The 24190-nt window shown below is 60.2% G+C and carries 25 protein-coding genes and 1 tRNA gene; 21 read left to right on the top strand and 5 right to left on the bottom strand.

Features of this window, described 5'->3' with window-relative positions; genetic code table 11:
* The first annotated feature begins 32 nt into the window (after positions 1 to 32).
* The 9 genes from NXC24_RS18975 to NXC24_RS18935 are packed head-to-tail and all read left to right on the top strand — an operon-like array spanning position 33 to position 8027.
* Positions 33 to 716: an MtnX-like HAD-IB family phosphatase gene (locus tag NXC24_RS18975; protein ID WP_104824702.1), complete on the top strand. Its 684-nt coding sequence runs from the start codon at positions 33 to 35 to the stop codon at positions 714 to 716.
* A 19-nt stretch (positions 717 to 735) separates the two neighbouring features.
* A complete protein-coding gene (locus tag NXC24_RS18970; RefSeq protein WP_104824701.1) occupies positions 736 to 2157 on the top strand; it encodes an aminotransferase class III-fold pyridoxal phosphate-dependent enzyme in 1422 nt (473 codons plus the stop codon).
* 4 nt (positions 2158 to 2161) lie between these two features.
* A complete protein-coding gene (locus NXC24_RS18965) occupies positions 2162 to 3115 on the top strand; it encodes an arginase (protein ID WP_104824700.1) in 954 nt (317 codons plus the stop codon).
* Entirely contained in the window at positions 3112 to 3465 is a 354-nt protein-coding gene (locus NXC24_RS18960; RefSeq protein WP_104824699.1) for an EamA family transporter, read from the top strand. The genes NXC24_RS18965 and NXC24_RS18960 overlap by 4 nt, the downstream gene beginning before the upstream one ends.
* Entirely contained in the window at positions 3462 to 4334 is an 873-nt protein-coding gene (locus NXC24_RS18955) for a fatty acid desaturase (protein ID WP_104824698.1), read from the top strand. The genes NXC24_RS18960 and NXC24_RS18955 overlap by 4 nt, the downstream gene beginning before the upstream one ends.
* A complete protein-coding gene (locus tag NXC24_RS18950; protein WP_104824697.1) occupies positions 4324 to 5139 on the top strand; it encodes an alpha/beta fold hydrolase in 816 nt (271 codons plus the stop codon). Before NXC24_RS18955 ends, NXC24_RS18950 begins: the two co-directional genes overlap by 11 nt.
* Complete coding sequence (locus NXC24_RS18945; RefSeq protein WP_104824696.1) at positions 5120 to 6265, top strand: peptidogalycan biosysnthesis protein; 1146 nt, start codon at positions 5120 to 5122, stop codon at positions 6263 to 6265. The genes NXC24_RS18950 and NXC24_RS18945 overlap by 20 nt, the downstream gene beginning before the upstream one ends.
* Complete coding sequence (locus tag NXC24_RS18940) at positions 6265 to 6693, top strand: EamA family transporter (RefSeq protein WP_104824695.1); 429 nt, start codon at positions 6265 to 6267, stop codon at positions 6691 to 6693. Before NXC24_RS18945 ends, NXC24_RS18940 begins: the two co-directional genes overlap by 1 nt.
* Complete coding sequence (locus NXC24_RS18935) at positions 6693 to 8027, top strand: cyclopropane-fatty-acyl-phospholipid synthase family protein (protein ID WP_104824694.1); 1335 nt, start codon at positions 6693 to 6695, stop codon at positions 8025 to 8027. Before NXC24_RS18940 ends, NXC24_RS18935 begins: the two co-directional genes overlap by 1 nt.
* On the opposite strand, the gene NXC24_RS18930 is transcribed toward NXC24_RS18935, so the two are convergent.
* The 3 genes from NXC24_RS18930 to NXC24_RS18920 all read right to left on the bottom strand — a co-directional run bounded on the left by NXC24_RS18930 (position 7968) and on the right by NXC24_RS18920 (position 10120).
* Entirely contained in the window at positions 7968 to 8807 is an 840-nt protein-coding gene (locus tag NXC24_RS18930; protein ID WP_104824693.1) for a MipA/OmpV family protein, read from the bottom strand. The two genes, NXC24_RS18935 and NXC24_RS18930, sit on opposite strands and share 60 nt — an antisense overlap.
* Positions 8808 to 8982: 175 nt before the next feature.
* Complete coding sequence (locus tag NXC24_RS18925; protein WP_104824692.1) at positions 8983 to 9624, bottom strand: DUF1007 family protein; 642 nt, start codon at positions 9622 to 9624, stop codon at positions 8983 to 8985.
* Positions 9625 to 9763: 139 nt separating this feature from the next.
* Complete coding sequence (locus tag NXC24_RS18920) at positions 9764 to 10120, bottom strand: hypothetical protein (RefSeq protein WP_104824691.1); 357 nt, start codon at positions 10118 to 10120, stop codon at positions 9764 to 9766.
* 229 nt (positions 10121 to 10349) lie between these two features.
* On the opposite strand from NXC24_RS18920, the gene NXC24_RS18915 reads away from it, so the two are divergent.
* On the top strand, positions 10350 to 11621 hold the full coding sequence (locus NXC24_RS18915) for an MgtC/SapB family protein (protein WP_104825253.1): 1272 nt from the start codon (positions 10350 to 10352) through the stop codon (positions 11619 to 11621).
* 97 nt (positions 11622 to 11718) lie between these two features.
* On the top strand, positions 11719 to 12003 hold the full coding sequence (locus NXC24_RS18910) for an acylphosphatase (RefSeq protein ID WP_104824690.1): 285 nt from the start codon (positions 11719 to 11721) through the stop codon (positions 12001 to 12003).
* Between the two features lie 143 nt (positions 12004 to 12146).
* Here NXC24_RS18910 and NXC24_RS18905 read toward each other — a convergent pair.
* Positions 12147 to 12221: transfer RNA gene (locus NXC24_RS18905), tRNA-Gly, on the bottom strand.
* A 243-nt stretch (positions 12222 to 12464) separates the two neighbouring features.
* On the opposite strand from NXC24_RS18905, the gene NXC24_RS18900 reads away from it, so the two are divergent.
* The 4 genes from NXC24_RS18900 to NXC24_RS18885 all read left to right on the top strand — a co-directional run bounded on the left by NXC24_RS18900 (position 12465) and on the right by NXC24_RS18885 (position 15201).
* Positions 12465 to 12974, top strand: coding sequence for a prolyl-tRNA synthetase associated domain-containing protein (locus NXC24_RS18900; RefSeq protein WP_104824689.1), 510 nt, complete (start codon positions 12465 to 12467; stop codon positions 12972 to 12974).
* 159 nt (positions 12975 to 13133) lie between these two features.
* Entirely contained in the window at positions 13134 to 14111 is a 978-nt protein-coding gene (trxA, locus tag NXC24_RS18895; RefSeq protein ID WP_104824688.1) for a thioredoxin, read from the top strand.
* A gap of 232 nt (positions 14112 to 14343) precedes the next feature.
* Positions 14344 to 15003, top strand: a complete 660-nt coding sequence (locus NXC24_RS18890; RefSeq protein WP_104824687.1) for an LON peptidase substrate-binding domain-containing protein — start codon at positions 14344 to 14346, stop codon at positions 15001 to 15003.
* Between the two features lie 9 nt (positions 15004 to 15012).
* On the top strand, positions 15013 to 15201 hold the full coding sequence (locus NXC24_RS18885) for a Trm112 family protein (RefSeq protein WP_104824686.1): 189 nt from the start codon (positions 15013 to 15015) through the stop codon (positions 15199 to 15201).
* Positions 15202 to 15228: 27 nt separating this feature from the next.
* Here the strand turns inward: NXC24_RS18885 and NXC24_RS18880 are convergent, their stop codons facing one another.
* Entirely contained in the window at positions 15229 to 16443 is a 1215-nt protein-coding gene (locus tag NXC24_RS18880; protein ID WP_104824685.1) for a ubiquinone biosynthesis hydroxylase, read from the bottom strand.
* Between the two features lie 83 nt (positions 16444 to 16526).
* Here NXC24_RS18880 and tesB point away from each other — a divergent pair, with 83 nt between their 5' ends.
* The 6 genes from tesB (at position 16527) to NXC24_RS18850 (ending at position 24188) form a co-directional block, all read left to right on the top strand.
* Positions 16527 to 17411 carry an acyl-CoA thioesterase II gene (gene tesB / locus NXC24_RS18875; RefSeq protein ID WP_104824684.1) on the top strand — a complete coding sequence of 295 codons (885 nt, stop codon included), beginning with the start codon at positions 16527 to 16529 and terminating at the stop codon, positions 17409 to 17411.
* A 213-nt stretch (positions 17412 to 17624) separates the two neighbouring features.
* A complete protein-coding gene (locus NXC24_RS18870; protein ID WP_199773498.1) occupies positions 17625 to 17975 on the top strand; it encodes a P-II family nitrogen regulator in 351 nt (116 codons plus the stop codon).
* A 27-nt stretch (positions 17976 to 18002) separates the two neighbouring features.
* Positions 18003 to 19442 carry an ammonium transporter gene (locus NXC24_RS18865; RefSeq protein ID WP_104824683.1) on the top strand — a complete coding sequence of 480 codons (1440 nt, stop codon included), beginning with the start codon at positions 18003 to 18005 and terminating at the stop codon, positions 19440 to 19442.
* A 277-nt stretch (positions 19443 to 19719) separates the two neighbouring features.
* Entirely contained in the window at positions 19720 to 22380 is a 2661-nt protein-coding gene (locus tag NXC24_RS18860; RefSeq protein ID WP_104824682.1) for a DNA translocase FtsK, read from the top strand.
* Positions 22381 to 22514: 134 nt separating this feature from the next.
* Positions 22515 to 23180 carry an outer membrane lipoprotein carrier protein LolA gene (locus NXC24_RS18855; RefSeq protein WP_104825251.1) on the top strand — a complete coding sequence of 222 codons (666 nt, stop codon included), beginning with the start codon at positions 22515 to 22517 and terminating at the stop codon, positions 23178 to 23180.
* 204 nt (positions 23181 to 23384) lie between these two features.
* Entirely contained in the window at positions 23385 to 24188 is an 804-nt protein-coding gene (locus tag NXC24_RS18850; RefSeq protein WP_104824681.1) for an exodeoxyribonuclease III, read from the top strand.
* Positions 24189 to 24190: the final 2 nt, after the last annotated feature.

Genomic DNA, 24190 nt, shown 5'->3' with positions numbered 1-24190 from the left:
GCAACTTCAGGATAAGGCGAAAGGGTTTTTTTATGCAGGTGTTTTGCGATTTTGATGGAACCATATCCATCGAAGACGCGACGGATATGGTGTTGTCCCGTTTCGCCGGTTCCGAATGGGAAGACATAGAACAGCAGTGGAAACAGGGGCTGATAGGGTCGGGCGAATGCATGCGCCGGCAGATCGCCCTCGTGCAGGCGAGCCGCAAAGATCTCGAGGCTCTCCTGGACGGGGTGTCCATCGACCCCGGCTTTGAGGGTTTCCTGTCATACTGCAACCGCAGTGATCTGCCCGTGACGATCGTCAGCGATGGGGTCGACTATTTCATTCGCCATATCCTGGCACGTCACGGCATCGGCGACCTCAGAATAGTCGCCAACGTCCTCACCTATCGCTTCGCTCATGGCCGAGACTTGTATTCTCTTTCTCCGTCGCCCACGGCAGCCGGCTGCATGTCCGGTTCAGGCGTCTGCAAATGCCGGGTTGTCAGGGGAACTGAACTGCAGATCTACATCGGCGATGGGCGAAGCGATTTCTGTGTTGCCGACAAGGTCGATCTCGTCTTCGCAAAAGCCAAGCTCGCCGATTACTGCGATGACCGCGGCATTTCCTATGTCGGCTTCGACAATTTCGCCGACCTGCTTCCAAAGATGAAAGCCATTCTTCCCAGTGCCGCACGGGAGCACCGCGCGCTGCTGCATTCCAAGATCGCGTGAACCAGACCGAGAGGCATTAATGAAAACCAATGTAGTCGAAGCCTTCAGTGGCGAGATGCAATCGCCCGTCAAATCTGAGGCGGAGTTGCGCATCCTTGAGGAGGCTTATTGCTCCCATGGCGATACGGTCCACTATACGGCAAAGCCGAAATTCTTCGAGGAATGCGAAGGCTCCTACGTCTACGACCAGTCAGGGACGCCGTTCCTCGATCTGCAGATGTGGTATTCCGCCGTCAATTTCGGCTACCGCAACGAACGCCTGAATGCCGCCGCACACCGGCAGCTCGACCGGCTGCCGCAGGTCGCCTCGCAATATCTGCACCGGGAAAAGGTGGAGCTGGCGGCCATGATCGCCCAGGACGCCGAACGCAAGTTCGGGCGCAAGGGGCGGGTTCATTTCAACGTCGGCGGCTCGCAGGCCGTCGAGGATTCGCTGAAGCTGGTGCGCAACTATACCGGCGGCAAGAGCCTGATGTTCGCCTTCGAGGGCGGTTATCACGGCCGCACCCTCGGCGCCTCGGCCATCACCTCCAGCTACCGCTACCGCCGCCGCTACGGTCATTTCGGGGATCGGGCGCAGTTCATCGAATTTCCCTATCATTTCCGCGGCCCGAAGGGCATGTCGAAGGAAGAGTACGGGCATCACTGCGTTCAGAAGTTCGCCCGTCTGTTCGAGAGCGAATATAACGGCGTTTGGGATCCGAAGGCGGGCAAGTCCGAATATGCCGCCTTCTACATCGAGCCGATCCAAGGCACGGGCGGCTACGTCATTCCGCCGATGAACTTCTTCATCGAACTCAAGAAGGTGCTGGACGAACACGGCATCCTGCTCGTCGTCGACGAAATCCAGATGGGCGTCTACCGCACCGGCAAGCTCTGGTCGATCGAGCATTTCGGCGTTTCCCCCGATGCTCTTGTCTTCGGCAAGGCGATCACCAATGGGCTCAATCCGCTTTCAGGCGTCTGGGCAAGGGAAGAGATGATCAATCCGGAAATCTTCCCGCCCGGTTCGACACATTCCACCTTCGCCAGCAACCCGATGGGGACCGCCGTGGCTCTCGAAACCATGAAGATGTTGGAAGAGGAGGATTTCGGCGCGGCCATCATGGCCAAGGGCGCTTATTTCCTCGATGGGCTGAAACAATTGCAGAAGCGCCATGCCATCGTCGGCGAGGTCGACGGTCTCGGCTTGGCCCTGCGGATGGAGATCTGCAAGGACGACAGCTACACGCCGGACAAGGCGACGATGGACTGGCTTTGCGACGAGGGCATGAAGGGCGACATTCAGGTCGGCTCCAAGATGTACGGCCTCGTGCTGGACGTCGGCGGCTACCACAAGAACGTCATCACCTTCGCGCCGAACCTGCTCATCACCCGCGAGGAGATCGATCTGGCGATTGCCCTGCTCGATCAGCTTCTCACGCGCGCAGCCCGGAGATAGACCGGTGCAACTCCTTCTTCTTCATCTCGATGATGCGTTGGAGTTGCAGCCAGATTTCGTGCGCGCCTGCAAGTTTGCGGGCGCGTGCCAATATGCCGATAAAGGAACCGGCAGGGCGGTGCGGCTCTGGAGCAAGCAGAAGGCGCTTGCCGAACTCGGCCGCAACATCGTCCGGAACACGCCCGCAATCGGCAAGGATCCGCAGCTCTGTTTCATGGGCTCCGGCGACTTTCATCATGTGACGGCGCTGCTTCTCGATGGGGCTCTGGAGCGGCAGTCCATTGCGACGACGCTCATTCATTTCGACAATCATCCGGATTGGGTCACCTTCAATGGCGGGATGCATTGCGGCTCCTGGGTCAACAGCGCGCTGGCCAACCGCCATATCCAAAAGGTCATCACCATCGGCGTTTGCAGTCACGACCTTCGCAGCCCGGAGCGCAAAGGCGCCAATCTGCACTGGCTCGGCGAAGGCAAGCTGGAGCTCTATCCTTATGAACATCCGCCGAGCCGTGTTTTGGCCGAATACGGCAGCGGCGCCAGCTATCGGCAGGAGAAGGGCGCCCTGCACTGGAAATCCATTTCCGAGATCGGCGAGGAAAATTTCATCGACCGGATGCTGAGCCGGATTCGCACCGAAGCGGTCTATCTGACGATCGACAAGGATGTGCTGGTGGCGGATGACGCCGTGACGAACTGGGACCAGGGCCGTATGCGGCTGCCCTACCTGCTGGCGCTGATCAGCGAAATCGGCAACCGCCATCGCATTATCGGCGCAGACGTCATCGGCGACTACTCGGCCCCGAGCTATGCCGGCAGTTTTCAAACCAGGATTTTGAAAAGGGCCGAGGTTTTTATCGACCAGCCGCATATCCGGCCAAGGGCCGAAACGATCAGAAATATCAACAGTGCCGCAAACCACGCGCTGCTGGAGGTCCTGGCGGAGTACATGGCATGAGCGGCAGCCTGACCCTTCCGATGCTCGGCCTGATCCTTTTCTGCGTGCTGGCGGAAACGGCGCGCGAGGTCTGCTTCAAGCAGTCGGCAAGCGAAAACGCATTGCTTTCGGCGCTGACCAAGCCAGTGACATGGCTGGGCATCTTCTTTTGGGCGGTGGAGCTGCTCGCCTGGACCGCCGTGCTCGAGCACGTCCCCCTATCCATCGCCTTTCCGCTGATGGCGCTGAGCTATGTCGTCATCGTCTTCGCCGGGGCCCTGATCTTCAAAGAAAATATCAACCTCCGCCACGCGACGGGTGTGTTCCTCGTGACCGCCGGCGTGGCTTGCGTGGGAGTAACCGGACTATGAAAATCTTTGCGCACACCAGATGGGATGCCGCGCCGGTTCTGGCCGCTGTGGCGCATCTCGCTTTCGACATCTATCTGATCGTCGGTTTCGAAAGCCGGCCGTTATGGCTCTCGGCTGTCCTCGGCTGCCTGTATGCAGTGTCGATCTCGTGGAATATCAACAGCATATCCCATAATTTCATCCACACGCCCTATTTCAAGCCGCGCTGGATGAACTACGCGTTCAGCCTGCTGGAATCGGTCGCGATCGGCTTCTCGCAGACCTATTATCATTGGGTGCATATGCGCCATCACTCCGGCAACAGCGATCGGCCGGACGAAAAGGGCGATACGATCGATCTCTTGTCGATCTATCGCCACGGCCGCAACGGCGAGCCGGAGAATGTGTGGTCCTATACGCTTCTGAGCTTCTTTCGGGACAGTCTCGGCGACATTCACAAGGCTATCGCCCGCACGCGGCCGTTCGATGCAAAATGGGGCCGGTTCGAGCTCTTTTTCTTCCTTGGCCTTGCTGCAATTGCGTTGATCTATGACTGGAAGGCCGTGCTGTTCTTCGTGCCCTTCTATTATTTCGGCAACTGCCTGTCGTCGCTGAACGGCTATTACGAGCATCTGAACGGCGATCCGGACGAGCCGATCGCCTGGGGCGTCAGCAGCCACAAGTCGTTCTACAACTGGCTGTGGTTCGGCAACGGCTATCATGCCGAGCACCATTACCGGCCGCGGACCCATTGGACGAAGCTGAGCACGCTGCACGAGCAGATCAAGGAAGAGCAGGAAAAGGCCGGCACGCATGTCATCAGCACCTGCCACGCCCTTGGCTTCATGGCCAAGGAAAACCGGCAGGCGGAGCTTTCCCATGAAATCTGAGGAATTGAGTTTCTTTCTCGAAGGAAACAACGGCAAAGGCGTGCTCCTCATTCATGGATTAACGGGTGCGCCGGCCGAAATGAAGCTTGTCGCGCGTCAGCTCAACCGCAGAGGGTTCAGCGTCCACGCACCGCTGCTGGCAGGTCACGGCGAGGATGTCAGGGCGTTACGGCTCTCTCATTGGGAAGATTGGCTGAACAGCGTGGTACAGGCGGCGGAATTCATGGCGCGGCGCACGCAGCATATTTTCGCGGCAGGCATCTGTGTGGGCGGCAAGCTGTCGATGCTGGCCGCCAATAGCCGCCCGGATCTCATAAAGGCCGTGGCGATCTATTCGCCCTGCTTCCACTATGACGGCTGGGACGTGCCACGCCACTACACTTTGCTGTCGCCGCATATCGGCTGGCTATCGCGCATTCCCTTCCTCGACCGTCTCAATTTCAAAGAGAATTCATCCCTTGGCATCAAGGACGAGCGTTTGCGCCGCATGGTCGAGGCAATGGCGGGCGAAGGCATGCTAGAAAAATTCCCTGGCCGCGGCATCGTCGAGATGCACCGTTTGGGCAAGACGCTGCGGGGCGTGCTGCCCGACATTCGCGTGCCGACCTTGATCCTGCACGCGGAGGAAGACGATCTCAGCAATCCGAGGCACGCCCGCTACATTTCCGAGCACATTGGCGGCCCGCATGAGCTGAAGTGGATCAAGGACAGCTATCATATGATCCACGTCGATCGTCAGCACCGGCAGGTCGCGGAATTCACCGCCGATTTCTTCGAGGCGAGCCATGCTTCAGCGCTCGCTTAGTCCTTCGCCGACGCCGGCGCGCGATCCGGTCGCCGAGGTGCATTTCAGCATTCGCGCCATCGGCCGCGATGCCTGGAACGCCTGCTTTCATGATCAGGTCGAGGATTATGATTGCCTGCTGGCCATCGAGGAGGCCGGTATCGAAGGCTTCGAATGGCGCTACATCACGGTCGCCGAGGACGGGCGGATCAGCGCCGCAATGCCGGCTTTCCTCTGCCCCTATGCCCTGGACACGACTCTGGAAGAGGGCGCGCTGCGCAGGGGCATACGGTGGGTGCGGCAGCGCTTTGCTGGCTTCCTGACGCTGCGCCTCGCCTGTCTTGGCTCTCCCTGCACGGAAACGGGCGCGGTCGGCTTTCATCCCGATGTGCCGCCGGAACGCCGCGAGGTGTTGTTTGCCGAATTGCTGTCATTCTTCGAACAGCTTGCGGCAACGGAAGATTGCGCGCTGATGGGCCTCAAGGACATTCCCCAGCCGGTTGCCCCCGCGCTAGACGGACCGCTGTCGGCCCGCCGTTACGCCATGATCGGCGGCTTGCCGACCGCCTGGCTCGATATCGACTTTAAGACGATCGACGAATATCTCGCCCGGCTCTCTTCCGGCACGCGCAAGGACATGCGCCGCAAGTTGAAATCCTTTGCGCGGGTCAGGGTCGAGATTCGAACGGATTTCGGCGATTTCCTGCCCGAGGTCATGAGGCTCTACCACGACACACGCAATCGCAGCGAATGGCAGTTCGAGGAACTGACGGCCGGTTACTTCGAGGGAATCCTTTCCCGGATGGACGGTCGCTCTTTCTGCGCCTTCTATTTCGTCGATGACAGGCTTCTTGCTGCCAATCTGATCGTCCATGACGGACGCGCCGCCATCGACAAATTCTTCTGCATGGATGGCGAAGAGGGGCGGCCCTACAATCTTTATTTCCTGAGCTGGTTCACCAATCTGCGCTATTGCCTGGAGCACGGCATAGGCCGTTACCAGAGCGGTCAGGCCTATTATGAAAACAAGATGCGGCTCGGCAGCAAGCTCACCGCCAATGCGATGTTCTTTCGCCACCGCAATCCGGTTCTCCAGAAAATATTGCGGCTGGTTTCGCCGCTGTTTTCGACAGATGAGGCGGGCTGATGATGTCGATGCGCTTATCCTGGCTGGCGGTGCCGGTGTTGAACACGCTGTACCAATTCTTCATCAAGCATGGAGCCGCGCAATTGGACGGTGACGGCGGAGCGGATTGGCTGTGGCAGGCGCTCACGTCGCATTGGATCCTGGCGGCGATCGCCGCCGAGATCCTCTGCTTCTTCATCTGGATGAATGTACTTTCCGAGCTTGATCTGAGCCGGGCCTTCCCCCTTTCCGGCATCAGCTACGTTTTGATCATCGCCACCGGCTGGTTCGTCTTCGGCGAGCCCGTCGTCGGCCTGCAGGTCATTGGCAGCGGATTGATCCTGACGGGCGTCTGGCTGATCGCAAGTGCTGCGGGCGAAACCTCAGACCAAAATGGCTGGGCGCCAAAGCGCGGTTCGCTCAGTACCGACACGGGTAAGGATAAGTGATGTCCCGATTGCAAGCTGAAGACCAAAACAAGGGCGTCAGCATCGCGTCCGGCCTTGCGGACTGGAGCTTGAGACGCGCGCTGTCGCACATCGTAACGCGGGGATCACTGACGGTGACGACCGCAGGCGGCCGCGTCCTGACTTTCGGCGATGCCACTGGTCAGCCGGTGCATGTTCGCTTCACGGACACAAGCGCGCAGTGGGCTTTCCTTGTCGACGCCGACCTGCGGCTCGGCGAACTCTACATGGATGGCCGTTTTCTTGTCGAACGGGGCTCGCTCTACGATTTCGTCGCGATGATGCTGCGGGAGGCGCAGAACAGCACGCATCCGCTCATTGCCCGTGTCATCGATCACATCCGCACGAGGCTGCGGATTTTCCGTCACCGCAATCTGCCGGGGCGTTCCAGGGCGAACGTCGCGCATCACTATGATCTCGACGGGCGGCTCTACGAGCTTTTTCTGGATGCGGACCGGCAATATTCCTGCGCCTACTTCGCCCATCCCGGTCAATCGCTTGAAGAGGCGCAACTAGCGAAGAAAAGGCATCTGGCGGCCAAGCTGTCGATCGAGCCGGACAACAGCATTCTCGACATCGGCTGCGGCTGGGGCGGCCTTGCCCTGCACCTGGCCGAGCAGGCACCGGGCGGCTATGTCCTCGGCGTCACCCTGTCCGAAGAGCAGCACGATTATGCTTCGAAACGGTTGCAGGGCGCCGTGGAGGGATCGAGGGCGGAGGTTCAGTTCGCGCTCAGGGACTACCGCAGCCTGACGGGTCATTTCGACAGGATCGTCTCGGTCGGCATGTTCGAACACGTCGGCCTGTCATCCTATCGGACCTTCTTCCGCAAATGTGCCGAATTGCTCGAGGATGACGGTATCATGGTGCTGCACACTATCGGTTGTTCGGCAACGCCCGGCTTCACCACGCCCTGGCTCGACAAATACATCTTCCCCGGCGGTTACATTCCGGCACTTTCGGAGATCGTGCCGGAGGTCGAGGCAGCGGGATTGACGATCACCGATGTCGAAGTGCTGCGCCTGCACTATGCCTGGACGCTTGCCAACTGGCGCGAGCGTTTCATGGCGCGCTGGGGCGAAGTGGCCGAACTCTATGATGAGCGTTTTTGCCGCATGTGGGAATATTATCTTTCGACGGCGGAAGCTGCGTTCCGCTATGAAGATCTCGTCGTCTTCCAGATCCAGATCAGCAAACACAACGACATCGTTCCGGTCACGCGGGACTACATCGCCCGCAACGAAGCGCAGCAGGCTTCAAAACCGGATATCGAACGTTCTGTTGAGCGTAAAGCCGATGACGTTCTGGTTGGGTGAGCCGATCTGCGAGGTGATCGGGCTGTCGGCTGCATCACTTACGAGGCGGCTATATTTATCATAGACCTGCACGCTCCAGGCGGGCGAGATCGTATAGGTCGCGGCCACCGTGAAACCGACGGATTTCAAGCCGCCGCTGGCGTCAAAGGAGTCGAGTTGGCCGTTCTTCGCTGCCTCGCTCGCGGTGATTCCGAAATTGCTGCGCATATAGGTGGAGTTCGCCAGCGACATGCGCGGACCCGCCGACAGAAGCCAGCTATCTCCAACGGGCTGGAACCAGTCGAGCGACAGATCGGCAACGAGGCCGTCGCCGCCCCACAATGCCTGACGCGTCTCAGCCCGCAGCCGCAACTGATTTTCCATCGGCCAATATTGCGCGAACGCACCGGCGTCAAAATTCCAGTGAACCCTGTGCAGGCCGTTCAGACTGGAATCGTCAAATGCCGAGCGCCCACCTCTCAGGCCGACGACCGGACCGACTTCGATGCCGCCAACCTCGAAGAGGCTATAGTCGATGTTGTCGTCCGGAGCGCTGTAGTCCTGCGTTTCGCCAAGGCGATGAAAGTCGAAGGATGGCATGCCGCTGAAGGAGAGATGCTTCGATCCTTCGTAGGAAGGGCCGTATTCCACCGTGCCGCCAAGCGTAACGATCCAGGTACTCGACGAAGATTTCGCCGCCTCCTGCGCCAGTGCCGGAAGCGCGCCGATTGCGGATGTCGCCAGCAGAGCTATCCCGGCAAGCGCCGAGACGCTGGCGAAAGATGTTTTGACGCTGAACATTCTGCCAACACCCGTCCCTGATCGCCCCACACCGATTTACAGGCAGATCGCCCCCGCGCGCATTCCTAGCACGGCCTGCGGTTCCAAAAATAGAAAAAACTTGAGCAGGGGTGGTGGTTAAGGCTGTTCCGCACCTGCATTTCGACCGGATTGGCTCCTCAGATCGACGGCGATTTCAGCACTGGACCTCCAGCCTCGTCGCTACGAGCTGCGAATAATTCGTTCCCATCGGGTCGTTGAAGAACATACTGGTGAGCGTCGCCTGGTTCTGCGCGATGATCTCGTTGGGATTGGGCCTCACCACCTTGCGCTTGCAGCGGGCAAATGCCTCTCCGGAGGTGGCCATGTCGCTGTCCGCGGCGAAATCGACCGCGGTATAAAGCGTCGTATCGTAAATCCCGAAAATCGTGGTTCCCTTGAGGAAGGTCTTCTGCAGCGGTTTTAGCGAGAAGGTCAGTATCAGGGCGTTGTCCTTATAATCCGCCTGTATCGCCTCGGGCTTCGCCATCGCGACCGCTTTGCCGTTACTGGTGACGTTTGTGTAGTAGTTGTATTGCGCAAGCGAATTCCTGACCGTCTTTCCCACCGCTTTGAGCTCGCCGGCATCCAGCGCCATGTTGCCGTTCTTGTCGAAATCCAGCAGCACCGAGGAGGAAAAGACCTCGTCGAAACGCCAGACATTGCGAAGCTCGGCGATCGAGCCGTCCGGTGCTGCGACCACCTCGAACTTGGCATCGATAAATATATGCGGGTGGGCAAGAGCCGTGACAGGAAGGAGCGACAGCATCGCGATCGGCAGAATCGTCAGTCGTTTCATTCAGGCTCTGTCCGTGATCCGTCGGTGGCTCTGGTGTCGAGGCCTGAACTTCAATTGAGACTGATTTGAGACCCTGACGGGTTCCGGTCACGGATGGCTGGATACGTGCTGAACTCGTGCCGAGATTGAGCTCTCCACTCTATGGACTGTTCCATCTGAAGGCGGCGACAAAGCCTGAGATCAGTACCAGCAGCAGGAGCAGGTGGAATACACGGTCGGCCGTCGTCTGCGGGCCGATGCCGATGGCGATGGTGAATGCGCCGACGAGGGTTGCGAAAAGTGCAAAACTCTGGACCGCAAGAGCCACCGAGCGGGTCCATGCCGGCTGGAAGAGGCACGCGAAGATCCCGCAAGCCAGAACCGCCGCAATCAACCCCTCGGCTGTCGCGGCCCGCGCATGCGCATAGCCATCAAGGAGTATGCCGGAGTGGACGAGCGAGGCGGCAGCAAAGAGCGTGACTTCGAAGATGAGAAGAGGTTTCGCCCAAGAGATCATGATCCGGGTCCATCACTGTCCATTGCGCAAAGATCGTATCGAACAAGAACCTGAAACAACGCGCTTGGTTTCCCTCAATGTCTTCGTTTGTTTCCATGGCTCAAAAATGCAGCCGGACTTTGTCGGATCGATGCGGTTCACCTTAGCGCGACGGTGCCCATAAACACGCGGTTTTTCCTGAAAGGCGAAGGTGGATTGCGCGCGGGCGCAAGAGGCATATCGTTATGTCATGGAGCACAGCGAAATCTTTCAACGCCTCGGTGTGGCGCTTGCCATTGGCCTGCTTGTCGGCATCGAGCGGGGCTGGCAGGAGCGCGACGTTCGGGCAGGCGGCAGAACGGCAGGCATCCGCACGTTCGGCCTCACCGGTTTCCTGGGCGGAATAGCCGGCGTACTGCAGTCCATGATTGGCCCATTGCTGCCGGCGACGATCGCCGTCTTGCTCGGCCTCATCTATATCGCAGGCAAGTGGCAGGAAACGAAAGAGGATGAAGATTACAGCATCACCTCGGTCGTCGCCGCTCTCGTCGTGTTCGGGCTGGGCGTTCTGGCTGCCGTCGGCGACGTTGTGACTGCGGCCGCCGGTGGCGTTGTCACGACGGCAATTCTTGCCGCGCGCCAGAGTCTGCACGGCTTTCTTAGGGGACTGACCTGGCCGGAACTGCGTTCGGCGCTCGTGTTGCTGGCAATGACCATGGTCGCACTGCCGCTACTGCCAGATAAGGCGCTCGATCCCTGGGGAGCGCTCAACCCTTTCTCTCTCTGGCTGCTGACCATTACCATCGCCGCCCTTTCCTTTGCGGGCTATGTCGCCATCAAGCTGACCGGCACGAGCCGCGGCATCCTGCTCGCCGGCGCCGCGGGAGGGCTGGTCTCCTCGACGGCGCTGACGCTTTCCTTCGCCCGTCATTCGAAGGAGGCGCCGCAGGGCTCGGCACATCTGGCCGCTGGGGCTGCTATTGCCGGCGCCTTGTCCTTCGCCCGCGTCTTGGTGATCGGCAGCGCCCTTTCCTTCAACTTGCTTCTGCCGCTGGCGTCTGGCCTGGTGCCGGCGATTATAGGCTTCCTGACTGCCGGCTTCCTCTGGGTCTGGCGCTCCGGCTCCGCAACGGAGGTTCCGGAAATCAAGCTGAAGAACCCGTTCGAATTGCGCATGGTGTTCTCGTTCGCCGCATTGCTCGGGCTGATCAGTCTGATATCGAAAATGACCATCGACTATATCGGCGCATCCGCCCTTTTCGTCGTGGCCGCAATTTCCGGACTGGTGGACGTGGACGCCGTCACGCTTTCAACCGCACGGCTCGTGGGGTCTGCGATCGACGTCAAGACAGCTGCCGACGTCATCCTCATTGCTGTCGTCGTCAATGTCGTGACAAAGGCGGTCCTGGCCTTCTCGTCCGGCACGCGCGAATATGGCATGGCCCTGGCGCAAGCGTCGGCCATTGCGATCGTCACGGGCGCTGTCGCCTATTTCGCGCTGTGCAGCTTCATGCCCGATTGATGCGATCGGCCAGACCCGTTTGCCGTGGGAATCAGTCATCCCTTGCGCGCCGCTTTACAGCTTGGCATTCTAATGGTGTTGCCAGATGGGTGTGGCTATGTCCGATGATTATGAGGCTACCCTGGTACGGATAACCGGCAGGGTACAGGGTGTCAGTTTCCGTGTCTGGACCCGCAACGAGGCGTCAAGGCTCGGTTTGACAGGCTGGGTCCGCAACGAATCGGATGGGTCCGTCCTCGCTTTGATCGCCGGACCTGATGCCGCGATTTCGACCATGATCGAGCGTTTCTGGCACGGGCCTGCCGGCGCATCGGTTTCCAGCGTGGAGAAGCAACCGACCACTCTCGCCGAGATGCCGACCGGGTTTCGCATCACCGGCTAGCCGCATCCGCAACGGCAAACTTGCGGAGTTCTCACGGCTTCAAATGCGCCGATGCCTGTCGGCACTCCTCAGCGACAGGCCTTGCGGCAAACGCAAAATGGCCTCGAGCGGCCATTATAACCATCTGATTTTCTTGAGAAAACTGGAGCGGGCGAAGGGATTCGAACCCTCGACCCCAACCTTGGCAAGGTTGTGCTCTACCCCTGAGCTACACCCGCTCATATCCGCAGCCGTCCGGGGTAGTGTGTTGGACCGCTGGGCGTCGTCTTGCGGCGACGGGCGCTATATGGCCTAACCATTTTTCAAATGCAACAGGGAAATGACGAGGTGGCGAAGAAAAATCTGCATTTTTTTCATTGCCCGCCGGAAAGCCCCAGGACGCCGGGCTTTGTCGTCTGGAAGATTGCAAAGGATTTGCGGGCGACGTATCAGGGGCGGGATATTTTTATTGCGAGACGCTCATGACCGACAACAGCCCGAAAACCCGCGACGATCTTTTCCGTTTCCTGGATGGCCTCGGCATTTCCCACAGCACCAAGGATCATGCGCCGGTGTTTACTGTTGCCGAATCGGTGTCGCTGCGCGACGAAATCCCCGGCGGGCATACGAAGAACCTGTTCGTGAAGGACAAGAAGGACAATTTCTTCCTACTGACGGTCGAGGAGAATGCGAGCGTCGATCTGAAGACGGTGCACACGCTGATCGGTGCGACCAGCAAAGTCTCCTTCGGCAAACCCGAAAAGCTGCTAGAATATCTGGGTGTCGTTCCCGGCGCGGTGACGGCCTTCGGGGCGATCAACGATACAGGCAAGAACGTTACCTTTGTGATCGATGCCGAATTGATGGAGCACGACATCGTCAATTGCCACCCGTTGTCGAACGACGCGACGACCTCGATTGCCAGCGGCGATCTCCTTCGTTTCATGGAGGCGACGGGTCATACGCCGCTAGTCTTGAAAGTGACGGGCTGACATACGATTTTAGCGCTACGATTAGAGCGAGAGGACCTATCTTCGAATTGGCCTGTCGCTTTGGCTATTTCATTGGGCGTGATTTTATCCAAAGGCTGCTTCTTTCCTTTTGGAATCATGCTTTAAAGGGTCCAGGATACCGGCAGGCGGGAGACACTCATGAGCGGTTCAAACAATCCTTATAACGCGTCCTTCGGCGGCCAGATGTCGGCTTCGGCATCCTATGGTGCCGCACCTGTCGCATCCGGCGGCGCTTCGCCCATCAAGGACACCACGACGGCGAATTTCGCGCGGGACGTTATCGAGGAGTCGCGCAACCAGCCGGTGCTGGTGGATTTCTGGGCGCCCTGGTGCGGCCCGTGCAAGCAGCTTACGCCGGTTCTGGAAAAGGTCGTCAACGAGGGCAAGGGCCGCGTCAAGCTGGTCAAGATGAATATCGACGATCATCCGGCCATTCCCGGCCAGCTCGGCATCCAGTCGATCCCGGCGGTGATTGCCTTCGTCAACGGCCGTCCGGCCGACGGTTTCATGGGCGCTGTCCCCGAAAGCCAGGTTCGCCAGTTCATCGATCGGCTCGGTGGTCCGGCTGACGGTGCCGGCGACCAGGCGGCGGAGATCGAAGCGATTTTGGAAGAGGCTGCCGGTCTTCTCACCGGGGGCGATATCAATGGCGCCGCCGAGCTGTTCGGCGCGGTGCTGCAGGCCGATCCGGAAAACGCCAAGGCGCTTGCCGGCATGGCCGAGTGCATGATCGCGGCCGGCCAGAGCCAAAGGGCGCGCGAAGCGCTGACGGATCTGCCGGAAACGCTTGCCAATGATGCCGGCATCCAGGCCGTGGTGAAGAAGCTCGATCAGATCGAGGAGGCCCGCAAGCTCGGCGATCCCGTGGCGCTCGAACAGGAATTGGCGGTCAATCCGGACAATCACGAGCAGCGCGTCAAACTTGCCAAGATCCGTAATGTCGAGGGCAAGCGCGATGAGGCGGCCGAGCATCTGCTGACGATCATGCGCCGCGACCGCGCTTTCGACGACGATGGCGCGCGCCGTCAGTTGCTACAATTCTTCGAGGTTTGGGGTGCCAAGGATCCGGCGACCATTGCCGCGCGTCGCAAGCTTTCGTCGATCCTGTTTTCCTAAGGCGTCATCTGTCCGGAAGGAACCTGACGCGCCATTCGGGGCGTCGCGGTTGCCTCGGTTGAACAGGAAAGCGAAATGCTTCGGCGTTTTGCCCGGAAATGCTCTTGTGTTTTCGGGAGAGGGGGTCACATTGTCCTGTGGCGCGGCGTGTGACGGAAGAAGAATGTCCGTTGGGGTATCGTTCTTGCGCGTCTCACAAGGCGCAGCACGGTGATGTAGCGGGACGAAAATCATGCAAGTCGGCAATGCCAGATATCTGAAGCCAAGCGATCTGCCGGATTCGGTGGTTGTCTTTCCTCTGTCCGGTGCTCTGCTTCTGCCGACCGGGCAATTGCCGCTCAATATCTTCGAGCCGCGTTATCTTTCGATGTTCGATGCCGCGATCGCCGGCAACCGGCTGGTTGGCGTCGTGCAGCCGGCGCTCGGCGAGCATCCGGAAACGCCGCATCTTGCGCATGTCGGCTGCCTTGGGCGCATCACCTCCTTCGCCGAGACGGGCGATGGCCGCTATATCGTCTCGCTGACCGGCATCTGCCGCTTCCGGCTGATGGACGAGATCACCGGCCACCATCCCTATCGCAGCTTCCGTATTACGCCCTTCATTTCCGACCTCAAGTCGCGCGACGAGGAGGATACGGTCGATCGTTCGGCACTTCTGTTGGCCTTCCGGGCCTATCTCGACGCCAATAAATTGGAGGCGGACTGGGAGAGCGTGGAGCGCGCCAGCAACATGACGCTGGTCAATTCGCTGGCGATGATGGCGCCCTTCGATCCCGCCGAGAAGCAGGCGCTGCTGGAAGCGCCCGACCTGAAGACGCGGGCGGAGACCTTCATCGCCATCATCGAAATCGTACTCGCCCGCTTCGGGGATACCGATTCCGTCATGCAGTAGGGGGTTGCGATGGATATCACCGTCAGCAAGGTGGACCCGAAACTGCTCGATCTCCTCGTCTGCCCCCTTACCAAGGGACGGCTGACTTATGATCGCGAAAAGAACGAACTGGTGTCGGAAAAGGCGCGGCTCGCCTATCCCATCCGCGACGGCATTCCGATCATGCTGATCTCGGAGGCGCGGCGCTTAGAGGACTGAGGGGGATTGTTCTCCCGATAAAGGAACTCAGATCGCCTCGCCGGCGAGAAGCCGTGGACTGTCCCTGGCAGCCGTGCCGGCGGCCTGGCCGATGAAGAAGGATTTTAGTTTCGGCAGGCGGTCGACGAGGCCGAGGCCGAAATCGCGGGCGATCCGCACCGGCGTAATATCGTTGGAAAACAGCCGGTTCAGCACGTCGGTCGTCACCCCCATGCGGAAGGTGTCGAAGCGCCGCCAGGTCTGGTAGCGTTCGAGAATATTGATCGAGCCGATATCGAGGCCAAGGCGGTCGGCTTCAACGACGGTTTCCGCCAATGCCGCAACATCCTTGAAGCCGAGGTTGAGGCCCTGCCCGGAGATCGGGTGGATGCCGTGGGCGGCATCGCCGGCGAGTGCAAAGCGCGGTGCGACGAAGTCGCGGGCAAGCGTCAGGCCGAGCGGGAAGGCGCGGCGCTCGCCGACTGCGTGCAGTGCGCCGAGCTTGTGGCCGAAACGGCGCTCCAATTCCTCTTCGAATACCAGATCGTCGGAGGCGACCAGCCGGTCGGCATCTGCGGTGCGCTCGGTCCAGACGAGCGAGGCGCGATTGTTCTTCAGCGGCAGGATGGCGAAGGGGCCGGAGGGTAGGAAATGTTCCTCTGCGCAGCCATTGTGCGGCCGCTCGTGCTCGACGGTCACGACGATGCCGGACTGGCCATAGTCCCAGCTCACCGTCTTGATTCCAGCCATATCGCGGAGCTTGGAGCGCACGCCATCGCAGGCGACCAGCAGCTTTGTTTCTAGGCCGCTGCCGTCCGAGAGCGTCAGCGTAACGTTGGCATCGCCGGTCTTGAAGTCTGTCGCGCTGACGCCGTGGCGAATCGGAATACCAAGGCGCTCGCAAGCGCCGCGCAGCGCGCCGACCATGGTGAGGTTCGGGACCATGTGGGCGAAGGGCTGACCTTCCGCCACTTCCCCATCGAAAGTAAGAAAGACTGGCCGCACGGGATCGCTGGTGCGCGAATCGGTGACGATCATGCGGGTGATCGGTTCCGCTTCCGGCTTGATCTCGTCCCAGATGCCGAAAACCTCCAGCATCTTTGAAGCGGCGGCGATGATCGCCGAGGCGCGCATGTCCTTTTTCCAGGCGCTTTCCGGGGCGGCCTCGATGACCATGACGTCAAGATGGGGGGCTGCCTGCTTGACGGCAACCGCGGCGGCGAGACCCACATAACCGCCACCCACTACCAGCATGTCCAACATAGCGCTTCCCCGTGTCCTACTGTCATTTCCTGTTCTATATAGAGCATCCCATTCGTGGTTCCTACCGTCGGAGTTCATGCAAAATGTCGCGCGAGAACGAGAAATTGACCGCCATGCAAGTCGTGCTCGCGACGCTCGATCTCGAAACGATCGAGATGAACCTTTTTCGCGGCAACAGCCCGCAGGTCGGCTGGCAGCGCGTCTTCGGCGGGCAGGTCATCGGCCAGGCGCTGATGGCGGCGCAGCGGACGGTGGCGGACGATCGTTTCGCGCATTCGCTGCACGCCTATTTCATGCTCCCCGGCGATCCCACTGTGCCGATCCTCTATCAGGTCGACCGCCTGCGGGATGGCTCGAGTTTCAATACGCGCCGCGTGCTGGCGATCCAGCACGGCAAGGCGATCTTCGCGATGACGGTTTCCTTCCAGATCGACGAGCCCGGTTTCGAGCATCAAAGCGAGATGCCGCAGGTGCCGGCTCCGGAAGAACTGATGGACGAGGAGCAGATCAAGGAGCGCTATCTCGCCAATGCGCCGGAAAATGTGCGCCGCTATTGGGAGAGGAAGCGGGCGATCGAAATCCGGCCGGTATCGCTCGATCATTATTTCTCCCGTACTGAGCCCAGCCAGCGGCAGGATATCTGGGTTCGCCTGACCGGACCGGTGCCGGATGACCGGCTCTATCGGAATGCAGTGCTTGCCTATCTCTCGGACATGACGCTCATCGACGCAGCGCTTCATGCGCATGGTACGTCGGTTTTCGATCAGGGCCTGCAAGTGGCGAGCCTCGATCATGCCATGTGGTTCCACCGGCCGTTCAAGCTCGACGACTGGTTGCTCTATACCCAGGATAGCCCAAGCGCCTCAGGCGCGCGCGGCTTGGCCCGCGGCAGTCTTTTTACGCGCTCTGGTGTCCTGATTGCGTCGGTGGCGCAGGAAGGTTTGATTCGTAAAAAGGCAAATGATTAAATAATATGCAATTTTTCAAATTTGCATATTATTTGTGCGCGAGGCGCGCCGAGATCTGCCGCTTTATTAGGTGCCTTCCGCAAAGTCGTTAAAATTCAATTAGTTATAATAGTGTCACGAATCTGGCACGTCCCTTGAATGTGTACCCTCAGTCGCTGCTGAAACAGTCGTCAGCGGCAAGGAGAGTCGGCTCCGTGCCGAGGGTAACAAAGGATGGGAAACCAGATGAAAATTGTGATGGCCATTATCAAGCCGTTCAAGCTCGATGAGGTCCGTGAGGCCCTCACGGCTGTCGGCATCCAAGGCCTGACTGTGACCGAAGTGAAGGGTTACGGGCGCCAGAAGGGGCACACCGAAATCTATCGTGGCACCGAATATGCCGTCAGCTTCCTGCCGAAGCTGAAGATCGAAGTCGCGGTCGCAACCGAAATCGTCGACAAGGCCGTCGAAGCCATCGCGGCGTCCGCCAAGACGGGTCAGATCGGCGACGGCAAGATTTTTGTCTACTCGATTGACCATGCCGTGCGCATCCGTACGGGCGAAACCGATTCAGACGCGCTGTAAGACACGGCCGATCAGGGAGTTATCTGCATGACATCTACAAAGCTTTCCTCCACTCTCGCACGGGTAGGCGCGCTTTCCGCGGCCTTGCTCGCGCCGGCGATTGCCTTTGCGCAGCAAGCCACGACAGCCGCAGCGCCGGCCGCTGCCGCAGCACCGGCAATGACCATGGACAAGGGTGACAACACCTGGATGCTGGTTTCCACGGTTCTCGTTCTTCTGATGACGATTCCGGGTCTGGCGCTGTTCTACGGCGGTCTCGTCCGCGCCAAGAACATGCTCTCCGTCCTGATGCAGGTCTTCATGATCACCGCGATGGTCATGATCATCTGGTGCGTCTATGGCTACTCGCTTGCCTTTACCGACGGCGGCTCGCTGAACAGCTTCGTCGGCGGCTTCTCCAAGGCCTTCCTCGCTGGCGTCAGCACCGATCCGAAGGATCTCGTCGAAACCTTCACCAAGGGTGTTGGCATTCCGGAGCTGACCTATGTCTGCTTCCAGATGACCTTTGCCTGCATTACGCCGGCCCTGATCGTCGGCGCCTTCGCCGAGCGCATCAAGTTCTCGGCCGTGATGCTCTTCGTCTTCCTGTGGGTCACGTTCATCTACTTCCCGATCGCTCACATGGTCTGGTTCTGGGGTGGTCCAAGCTCGTACTCGGCTCCGTCGGGCATGGTCTTCGGTTTCGGCGCGATCGACTTCGCGGGCGGCACGGTCGTTCACATCAATGCCGGTATCGCCGGTCTGGTCGGCGCGATCATGCTTGGCAAGCGCACCGGCTACAAGAAGGAGATCATGGCTCCGCATTCGATGACGCTCACCATGGTCGGCGCTTCGCTGCTGTGGGTCGGCTGGTTCGGCTTTAACGCCGGTTCCAACCTCGAAGCCAACAGCTACGCTTCGCTCGCCATGATCAACACCTTCGTTGCCACCGCTGCCGCCGCTCTTTCGTGGTGCGTGGTTGAAACCTTCACCCGCGGCAAGGCTTCGATGCTCGGTGCTGCTTCGGGTGCCGTTGCTGGCCTCGTCGCCGTCACGCCGGCTGCCGGCTTTGCCGGTCCGATGGGCTCCATCGTTCTCGGCCTGCTGGTTTCGCCGATCTGCTACTTCTTCGTCGACGTCGTGAAGAACAAGTTCAACTACGACGACAGCCTCGACGTCTTCGGCGTTCACTGCGTTGGTGGTATTTTCGGCGCCATCGCGACGGGCATCCTGGTCAATCCGGCCCTCGGCGGTGCAGGCATCGTCGACTATTCGACGGCTGACTTCGCAGCCTCCTATCCGGGCACCGCAACCCAGTTGCTCGCTCAGGTGAAGGGTGTACTCACCACGCTGATCTGGTCCGGCGTCGGTTCGGCGATCCTCTACAAGATCGTCGACGTGATCGTCGGCCTCCGCGTGACGCCGGAAGCAGAGCGCGAAGGTCTCGACCTCGCCTCCCACGGCGAAGCCGCTTACCACAATTCCTAATCTGGGGCTTGCGACGCCGGAACAAAGTTTCCGACGTCGCAGAACATCCCGTCGCGGTTCATTTATCAAAAATGAGCCGCTCTTGGCCCGGACCTCGGTTCGGGCTTTTTTTGTTCGCGCGACCGTCTGCCACGCGCCCATATTTCATTGATTCGCCCGCCGCACCCGCATGGTTAACATGCCATTAACCCTCCTCTGATTAGCTAGGGCCGACGTATTCCGTGAGTTGGCATGAAGCCGATTCGCGTGCTTTTCGACAACGAACGGGCTGGATAATATGGGCAGAAGCAATTCGGCAGCGTTGGGCGGTCCTTCCGGTCGTCTCTCGCTTTCGGGAGTGGTTTGGCGGCAGGTGAGGGGCCTCAGCGGCTTCGCGCTGCTGTTCCTGCTGGCGCTTGCCGTTGCGGCACTGGCGACATGGAACGTCATGGACCCCAGCTATTCCTACGCCACGAGCAACGCGCCGACGAACATACTCGGCTTTTCCGGCGCTGCCTTTGCCGACATCATGATGCAGGCGCTCGGTCTTGCCTCGGTCGTCGCGCTGCTGCCGGTCGTCGCCTGGGCTGTTGCGCTGATTTCCAACCGCAGGATTCATCGTGTGCCGGCTCGTCTCGGCGCCTGGGTCGGCGGGGCTATCGTTGCTGCCGGTTCCATCGCCTGCTTCCCCGCGCCTCCGACCTGGCCGATCCCGAACGGTATCGGCGGCGTTATCGGCGACATCGTTCTGCGCTTCCCCGCTCTTTTCATCGGCACCTATCCGAGCGGCGTCTTCGCCACCGTGTTCGGCTCCATTCTCGCGATTCCCGCGGCTTGGCTGATGCTGTTTGCTGCCGGCGTTCTCGGCCGCAGCCTGCCGGAAGATGAGGAGGACGAAGAGGAATACGAGAACACGCCGAGCCGTGCGCGCAATGTCGGCGACGACGACGAGGATGACGATCGCGGCGGCTTCCTGGCCTTTGGCGCCCTCATGCATGCCTGGTACAATACGCAGGCGCGCCTTCGCCGGCTATTCGGCATGGGGCCGCGCAAGCGCCGCGACCATGCCTTCGATGCGCCCTACGACTTCAATGACGACGAGTTCGGTACGCTGAACGAGCCGGTGCGCGCCAAGGCGCCGGTTGCCCGTGGCGAACGCGTCGAGCCGTCGATGGACGGTCCGGCGCAGCGCCGCGTCGTTTCTCCGCCGTCGATGAGTATCGACGATGACGAGGATGAGGACGACGATCCCTCCTATGAGCGCGAGCTGCCGCGCCCGGCCGGTATTCTGCCGGATGACGAGGAAGACGAATGGGCGGCGCTGCGTCCCGCTTCGCCGAAGGTTCCCGGCGGCCACCGCGTCGTTCCCGCCGCCGCCCGCCCGAAGCCCGGTATCCGCGCCGAGCGCGAGGCGCAAACCTCCTTCATCCGTCCCTATGGTTTCCAGCTTCCGGCCGTGCATCTGCTTGCCGAGCCGAAGACGATCGTGCGTGACGCGACGCTGTCTTCCGATGCGTTGGAGCAGAATGCCCGCATGCTCGAGGGCGTGCTCGAGGACTTCGGCGTCAAGGGTGAGATCATCCATGTCCGGCCCGGCCCGGTCGTCACGCTTTATGAACTGGAGCCCGCGCCGGGCATCAAGTCTTCGCGCGTGATCGGGCTTGCCGACGATATCGCCCGTTCGATGAGCGCCATCGCCGCCCGCGTCGCCGTCGTTCCCGGCCGCAATGCCATCGGTATCGAACTGCCGAATTCCACGCGTGAGACCGTTTACCTGCGCGAGCTCGTCGCCAGCCGTGATTTCGAAAGCTCGAAGGCCAAGCTTGCCATGGCGCTCGGCAAGACGATCGGCGGCGAGCCCGTTATCGCCGATCTCGCCAAGATGCCGCATCTGCTCGTTGCCGGTACCACCGGCTCGGGCAAGTCGGTCGCCATCAACACCATGATCCTGTCGCTGCTCTATCGCATGACGCCGGAACAGTGCCGCCTGATCATGATCGATCCGAAGATGCTCGAACTCTCCGTCTATGACGGCATTCCGCATCTGCTCTCGCCTGTAGTCACCGATCCGAAAAAGGCCGTTGTCGCGCTGAAATGGACCGTCCGCGAGATGGAAGAGCGCTACAAGAAGATGTCGAAGATCGGCGTGCGCAACATCGACGGCTTCAATACCCGCGTCGAGCAGGCCGTCGCCAAGGGCGAAGCGATCAGCCGCACCGTGCAAACCGGCTTCGACCGCCAGACCGGCGAGGCGATCTACGAGACCGAGGAATTCGATCTGAAGCCCATGCCTTACATCGTCGTCATCATCGACGAGATGGCCGACCTGATGATGGTCGCCGGCAAGGATATCGAAGGCGCCGTGCAGCGTCTGGCGCAGATGGCGCGTGCGGCCGGCATCCATGTCATCATGGCGACGCAGCGTCCGTCGGTCGACGTCATCACCGGTACGATCAAGGCGAACTTCCCGACCCGCATCTCCTTCCAGGTCACATCGAAGATCGACAGCCGCACGATCCTCGGCGAACAGGGCGCCGAGCAGCTCCTCGGCATGGGCGACATGCTCTACATGGCCGGCGGCGGGCGCATCCAGCGTGTCCACGGCCCCTTCGTCGCCGACGGCGAGGTGGAAGATATCGTATCCTACTTGAAAACGCAGGGTTCTCCCCAATATCTCGATGCGATCACTGCCGACGATGATGATGACGACGATGGTCACGGTCCGGCGGGTACGGCCAACCTTTCCGACTCGGAGGACCCCTACGACCAAGCCGTGGCGATCGTGCTGCGCGATGGCAAGGCGTCGACCTCCTACATCCAGCGCCGGCTCGGCATCGGCTATAACCGTGCCGCCTCGCTGATCGAGCGTATGGAGCAGGAAGGCTTGATCGGCCCGGCCAACCACGCCGGCAAGCGCGAGATTCTCGTGCCGACGGAAGCGGATGTTCTCGATCGCTGAGGGATCGCGAGCCCGTGTCACATATCCCGAATATGCTTTCGGAGATTTGATCGCGGCCCGTGATCGAGCATGGGCCGCCGCGCCATGAAGACGCCGATTTTGCGCGCCATGGACAAAGCATGAAGGAGAATTCGATGAAAAAGACCGATGCACAGCCCTTGACCAGCCTGAACCTGACCCGCCGTCATTTCCTCGGCGCTGTGCTGGCGGCCGGTGCGGCAAGCGCGGCCCCCGCGTCGGCCTTTGCGCAGTCGCAAGCTGCGGCTGCGACCCTCAATCCCGGCATAGCCCAGGCGATCGCCGATCATTTTTCGTCCATCAAGACCATGAAGGGCGGCTTCCTGCAGATCGGGCCGCGTGGCGACCAGATGAGCGGTGCGTTTTTCATCCAGCGCCCCGGCAAGCTGCGCTTCAACTATGACCCGCCGTCCCGCATGCGCGTCATCTGCGACGGCAACAACGTCCAGGTCATCAACGACCAGACGCGTACGAACAACATGTATCAGCTCTCGAAGACGCCGCTGAGCCTGCTGCTCGCCAACAAGATCGACCTTTCCGCGGACATGGTGCGCAATGTCGATGCACAGCCGGACCTTACCAAGATCACGCTCGGAAACCGCACCGTCTTCGGTGATTCGACCATCGCCATGATCTTCGATTCCAAGACGTACGACCTGCGCCAATGGACGGTCATCGACCCCCAGGGCAAGACCACGGATGTCATCATCAACAATGTGAAGACCAATATTTCCTTCGACGACAGCGTTTTCCGGATCGATTATACCGGCACGAGCCGGTGATCCCCTGCCAGCCATGACGAACGGGGAGAAGAGGTTGAACGATCTTCCTTTTCTCTCCTTGCCAGTCTAAATCCCTAGCCTGATTAGAGCAATTCCAGGAAAAGTGCGAAGCGGTTTTCCGTCCGGAATGCGTAAAAACAAACGGATAGAGCGGGAAAGCGATTCTGTGAAACGCTGAACCGCTCTAAGGATAAGGGTTTGGGCATGGGATTTTCGATTGCGACCTGGAACATCAACTCGGTGCGGCTGCGCATGCCGATCGTCGAGCAATTCGTGATGCAGCACCGGCCCGATATTCTCTGCCTGCAGGAAACCAAGGTCCCCAACGAGCTCTTCCCGCTGTCGCCTTTGCGGGCGCTCGGCTACGAGCACATCATCGTCCATGGCCAGAAGGGCTATCACGGCGTCGCCATCGCCTCGCGTGTTCCGCTGACCGAGGACCATCGGCAGGATTATTGCAATGTCGGCGACAGCAGACATATCTCGGCGATCTTCGAACGCGGCGGCCGGCGCATCCGGTTGCATAATTTCTATGTTCCGGCCGGCGGTGACGAGCCGGATCGGACGATCAATCCGAAGTTCGGCCATAAGCTCGATTTTATCGACGAGATGAAGCGGCTGCATGCCAATGCCGAACCGAACACATCAGCGATCCTGGTCGGCGATCTCAACATCGCGCCGCTCGAGCATGACGTCTGGTCGCACAAGCAATTGCTGAAAATCGTCAGCCACACGCCGGTCGAAACCGACGGGTTGATCGAGGTGATGAAACGCGGCGCCTGGCTCGATCTGATGCGCCAGCATGTGCCGGAGACCGAGAAGCTCTATACGTGGTGGAGCTATCGCGCCAAGGATTGGGAAGCGGCGGATCGCGGCCGGCGTCTCGACCACATCTGGTCGTCATCCGATCTCGGGCCGCTCCTGCAGCGCATCGAGATCCTGAAGGCGGCCCGGGGCTGGGACCGCCCGTCCGACCATGTGCCGGTGACCGCGCATTTCAATCTCTGAGC

Source organism: Rhizobium sp. NXC24 (genome assembly GCF_002944315.1).
Lineage (GTDB): Bacteria > Pseudomonadota > Alphaproteobacteria > Rhizobiales > Rhizobiaceae > Rhizobium.
Note: the sequence above shows the minus strand (reverse complement) of the source record. Positions and strands in the feature narration are given on the sequence as shown.